The organism is Atopomonas sediminilitoris (assembly GCF_022601735.1).
Taxonomy (GTDB): Bacteria; Pseudomonadota; Gammaproteobacteria; order Pseudomonadales; family Pseudomonadaceae; genus Atopomonas; species Atopomonas sediminilitoris.
The window spans coordinates 1-5,549 of record NZ_JAKUMM010000015.1 but is presented as its reverse complement, the minus strand read 5'-3'; the positions used below and the strand labels follow the sequence as shown (position 1 = coordinate 5,549).

Annotated in this window: 1 protein-coding gene, 2 tRNA genes and 3 rRNA genes; all 6 read right to left on the bottom strand. The window is 50.7% G+C overall.

What is annotated here, in order from left to right; all coding sequences use genetic code 11:
• Window positions 1-46: 46 nt before the first annotated feature.
• Window positions 47-162: ribosomal RNA gene (gene rrf, locus MKI83_RS16785) — 5S ribosomal RNA — on the bottom strand.
• 126 nt (window positions 163-288) lie between these two features.
• Window positions 289-3,181 (bottom strand): 23S ribosomal RNA (locus MKI83_RS16780).
• A gap of 261 nt (window positions 3,182-3,442) precedes the next feature.
• Window positions 3,443-3,518 (bottom strand) — tRNA-Ala (locus MKI83_RS16775).
• 31 nt (window positions 3,519-3,549) lie between these two features.
• Window positions 3,550-3,626 (bottom strand) — tRNA-Ile (locus MKI83_RS16770).
• A gap of 63 nt (window positions 3,627-3,689) precedes the next feature.
• Window positions 3,690-5,226: ribosomal RNA gene (locus MKI83_RS16765) — 16S ribosomal RNA — on the bottom strand.
• Together the 16S, 23S and 5S rRNA genes with 2 tRNA genes alongside form the textbook arrangement of a ribosomal RNA operon.
• Before the next feature lie 115 nt (window positions 5,227-5,341).
• Window positions 5,342-5,549: hypothetical protein (locus MKI83_RS16760; RefSeq protein ID WP_241588464.1), on the bottom strand; the 208-nt coding region annotated here is incomplete at its 5' end.

Below are 5,549 nucleotides of genomic sequence, written 5' to 3'. Positions count from 1 at the left end.
CAAAGCAAAACCCCCGAGCCATTGGCTCAGGGGTTTTGGGATAGGTGCTTGACGATGACCTACTCTCACATGGGGAGACCCCACACTACCATCGGCGATAAACCGTTTCACTGCTGAGTTCGGAAAGGGATCAGGTGGTTCCAGTTTTCTATGGTCGTCAAGCAATTCGGTTGGATATCCGTATTGCATACGTCTATCCGAATTGGGTATGTGATGGTATTTACAAGTTCAGCAAGCTTTCGGCTTTGCTTTGTTTACCACTGCAATTTCAAATTGCTTGGGTGTTATATGGTCAAGCCTCACGGGCAATTAGTACTGGTTAGCTCAACGCCTCACAACGCTTACACACCCAGCCTATCAACGTCGTAGTCTTCGACGGCCCTTTAGGGGAATCAAGTTCCCAGTGAGACCTCATCTCGAGGCAAGTTTCCCGCTTAGATGCTTTCAGCGGTTATCTCTTCCGAACATAGCTACCCGGCAATGCCACTGGCGTGACAACCGGAACACCAGAGGTTCGTCCACTCCGGTCCTCTCGTACTAGGAGCAGCCCCTCTCAAGTCTCAAACGTCCACGGCAGATAGGGACCGAACTGTCTCACGACGTTCTAAACCCAGCTCGCGTACCACTTTAAATGGCGAACAGCCATACCCTTGGGACCGGCTTCAGCCCCAGGATGTGATGAGCCGACATCGAGGTGCCAAACACCGCCGTCGATATGAACTCTTGGGCGGTATCAGCCTGTTATCCCCGGAGTACCTTTTATCCGTTGAGCGATGGCCCTTCCATACAGAACCACCGGATCACTAAGACCTACTTTCGTACCTGCTCGACGTGTCTGTCTCGCAGTCAAGCGCGCTTTTGCCTTTATACTCTACGCACGATTTCCGACCGTGCTGAGCGCACCTTCGTACTCCTCCGTTACTCTTTAGGAGGAGACCGCCCCAGTCAAACTACCCACCATACACTGTCCTCGATCCGGATAACGGACCAGAGTTAGAACCTCAAATTTACCAGGCTGGTATTTCAAGATTGGCTCCACGCAAACTGGCGTCTACGCTTCAAAGCCTCCCAGCTATCCTACACAAGTAAATTCAAAGTCCAGTGCAAAGCTATAGTAAAGGTTCACGGGGTCTTTCCGTCTAGCCGCGGATACACTGCATCTTCACAGCGATTTCAATTTCACTGAGTCTCGGGTGGAGACAGCGCCGCCATCGTTACGCCATTCGTGCAGGTCGGAACTTACCCGACAAGGAATTTCGCTACCTTAGGACCGTTATAGTTACGGCCGCCGTTTACCGGGGCTTCGATCAAGAGCTTCGCTTGCGCTAACCCCATCAATTAACCTTCCGGCACCGGGCAGGCGTCACACCCTATACGTCCACTTTCGTGTTTGCAGAGTGCTGTGTTTTTAATAAACAGTCGCAGCGGCCTGGTATCTTCGACCAGCAAAAGCTTACGCAGTAAATGCTTCACTCTCGCCGGCGCACCTTCTCCCGAAGTTACGGTGCCATTTTGCCTAGTTCCTTCACCCGAGTTCTCTCAAGCGCCTTGGTATTCTCTACCTAACCACCTGTGTCGGTTTGGGGTACGGTTCCTAATTACCTGAAGCTTAGAAGCTTTTCCTGGAAGCATGGCATCAACCACTTCGTCATCTAAAAGATAACTCGTCATCAGCTCTCGGCCTTAAGATCCCGGATTTTCCTAAGATCTCAGCCTACAACCTTAAACACGGACAACCAACGCCGTGCTGGCCTAGCCTTCTCCGTCCCTCCATCGCAGTAATTAGAAGTGCAGGAATATTAACCTGCTTCCCATCGACTACGCATTTCTGCCTCGCCTTAGGGGCCGACTCACCCTGCGTCGATTAACGTTGCGCAGGAAACCTTGGTCTTTCGGCGTGGGAGTTTTTCACTCCCATTGTCGTTACTCATGTCAGCATTCGCACTTCTGATACCTCCAGCAAACTTCTCAGTTCACCTTCACAGGCTTACAGAACGCTCCTCTACCGCTCACACTTACGTGTGAACCCGTAGCTTCGGTGTATGGTTTGAGCCCCGTTACATCTTCCGCGCAGGCCGACTCGACTAGTGAGCTATTACGCTTTCTTTAAAGGGTGGCTGCTTCTAAGCCAACCTCCTAGCTGTCTAAGCCTTCCCACATCGTTTCCCACTTAACCATAACTTTGGGACCTTAGCTGACGGTCTGGGTTGTTTCCCTTTTCACGACGGACGTTAGCACCCGCCGTGTGTCTCCCGTGCTGACACTCACTGGTATTCGGAGTTTGCATCGGTTTGGTAAGTCGGGATGACCCCCTAGCCGAAACAGTGCTCTACCCCCAGCGGTGATACACGAGGCGCTACCTAAATAGCTTTCGAGGAGAACCAGCTATCTCCGAGCTTGATTAGCCTTTCACTCCTATCCACAAGTCATCCCCTACCTTTTCAACGGGAGTGGGTTCGGTCCTCCAGTGCCTGTTACGGCACCTTCAACCTGCTCATGGATAGATCGCCCGGTTTCGGGTCTATACCCAGCGACTATTCGCCCTATTAAGACTCGGTTTCCCTACGCCTCCCCTATTCGGTTAAGCTCGCCACTGAATATAAGTCGCTGACCCATTATACAAAAGGTACGCAGTCACAGAACAAAGTCTGCTCCCACTGCTTGTATGCATACGGTTTCAGGTTCTATTTCACTCCCCTCACAGGGGTTCTTTTCGCCTTTCCCTCACGGTACTGGTTCACTATCGGTCAGTCAGTAGTATTTAGCCTTGGAGGATGGTCCCCCCATGTTCAGACAAGGTTTCTCGTGCCCCGTCCTACTCGATTTCACTTCAAAGACCCTTTCATATACGGGGCTATCACCCACTATGGCCGCACTTTCCAGAGCGTTCTATTAAAGTCTATGAAGCTTAAGGGCTAGTCCCTGTTCGCTCGCCACTACTTAGGGAATCTCGGTTGATTTCTTTTCCTCGGGGTACTTAGATGTTTCAGTTCTCCCGGTTCGCTTCTTGCACCTATGTATTCAGTACAAGATACCTAGCTTATGCTAAGTGGGTTTCCCCATTCAGAGATCTCCGGATCAAAGTCTGTTTGCCGACTCCCCGGAGCTTATCGCAGGCTACAACGTCTTTCATCGCCTCTGACTGCCAAGGCATCCACCGTATGCACTTATTCACTTGACCATATAACCCCAAAAAATCTGAAGTCTGTCAGTAAACTTTTTGACATTCGCCGAAAACTTACGCTTGAACTCGTAAATTTTACCTTGGCTTAACTAATTATCAGTGAAAATAATTAATTAGCCACTTCTATCACATACCCAAATTTTTAAAGAACGTTCCGGTCAAAGACCAGACAACAATGCTTAAATAACCAATCAAGCATTCTTGTCTGAGCTTTCCCTTCTCTTTCATAACCATGATCTAGCGATCTAGCGAAGCAAGTGGTGGAGCCAAGGAGGATCGAACTCCTGACCTCCTGCGTGCAAGGCAGGCGCTCTCCCAGCTGAGCTATGGCCCCAATTTCGGCTGGCTGTTACGCCCACTAAAATTGGTGGGTCTGGGCAGATTTGAACTGCCGACCTCACCCTTATCAGGGGTGCGCTCTAACCAACTGAGCTACAGACCCAATCGCTTTCGCCATTGAATCAAGCAATTCGTGTAGGTGCTTAAAGATGCGTGATCTTTCGATTAAGGAGGTGATCCAGCCCCAGGTTCCCCTAGGGCTACCTTGTTACGACTTCACCCCAGTCATGAATCACTCCGTGGTAACCGTCCCCCCGAAGGTTAGACTAGCTACTTCTGGAGCAACCCACTCCCATGGTGTGACGGGCGGTGTGTACAAGGCCCGGGAACGTATTCACCGTGACATTCTGATTCACGATTACTAGCGATTCCGACTTCATGGAGTCGAGTTGCAGACTCCAATCCGGACTACGATAGGTTTTGTGAGATTAGCTCCACCTCGCGGCTTGGCAACCCTCTGTACCTACCATTGTAGCACGTGTGTAGCCCTGGCCGTAAGGGCCATGATGACTTGACGTCATCCCCACCTTCCTCCGGTTTGTCACCGGCAGTCTCCTTAAAGTGCCCACCATAACGTGCTGGTAACTAAGGACAAGGGTTGCGCTCGTTACGGGACTTAACCCAACATCTCACGACACGAGCTGACGACAGCCATGCAGCACCTGTGTTCGAGTTCCCGAAGGCACCAATCTATCTCTAGAAAGTTCTCGACATGTCAAGGCCAGGTAAGGTTCTTCGCGTTGCTTCGAATTAAACCACATGCTCCACCGCTTGTGCGGGCCCCCGTCAATTCATTTGAGTTTTAACCTTGCGGCCGTACTCCCCAGGCGGTCAACTTAATGCGTTAGCTGCGCCACTAAGTCCTCAAGGGACCCAACGGCTAGTTGACATCGTTTACGGCGTGGACTACCAGGGTATCTAATCCTGTTTGCTCCCCACGCTTTCGCACCTCAGTGTCAGTATCAGTCCAGGTAGTCGCCTTCGCCACTGGTGTTCCTTCCTATATCTACGCATTTCACCGCTACACAGGAAATTCCACTACCCTCTACCGTACTCTAGTCACGCAGTTTTGGAGGCAGTTCCCAGGTTGAGCCCGGGGATTTCACCTTCAACTTACGTAACCACCTACGCGCGCTTTACGCCCAGTAATTCCGATTAACGCTTGCACCCTCTGTATTACCGCGGCTGCTGGCACAGAGTTAGCCGGTGCTTATTCTGTCGGTAACGTCAAAACAGCAAAGTATTAATTTACTGCCCTTCCTCCCAACTTAAAGTGCTTTACAATCCGAAGACCTTCTTCACACACGCGGCATGGCTGGATCAGGCTTTCGCCCATTGTCCAATATTCCCCACTGCTGCCTCCCGTAGGAGTCTGGACCGTGTCTCAGTTCCAGTGTGACTGATCATCCTCTCAGACCAGTTACGGATCGTCGCCTTGGTAGGCCTTTACCCCACCAACTAGCTAATCCGACCTAGGCTCATCTGATAGCGCAAGGCCCGAAGGTCCCCTGCTTTCTCCCGTAGGACGTATGCGGTATTAGCAGTCGTTTCCAACTGTTGTCCCCCACTACCAGGCAGATTCCTAGGCATTACTCACCCGTCCGCCGCTGAATCATGGAGCAAGCTCCATTCATCCGCTCGACTTGCATGTGTTAGGCCTGCCGCCAGCGTTCAATCTGAGCCATGATCAAACTCTTCAGTTCAAATCAATTTGAGTTTTGAGAAAAACTCTAAACTTGGCTCAGCAATCGCAAATAAACTCATTCGAATTCACGAAAAGTTACTTACTCATGCTGATAATCATGCGATCAACAACAATCAGTAAGCACCCACACGAATTGCTTGATTCTGGTTTTTAAAGAGCGGTTGGTGAGCTGTTCGCTCAACCGAGGCGCGCATTCTACAGCACCTCTTGTCGCTGTCAAGCACTGTTTCGAAGAATTTTTTCTTTCGATTCAGCCACTTGGGAAACTCAGCAATCTGCATGAGCCTCATCAGCGGGAGGCGAATTCTACACTGAGCAAGC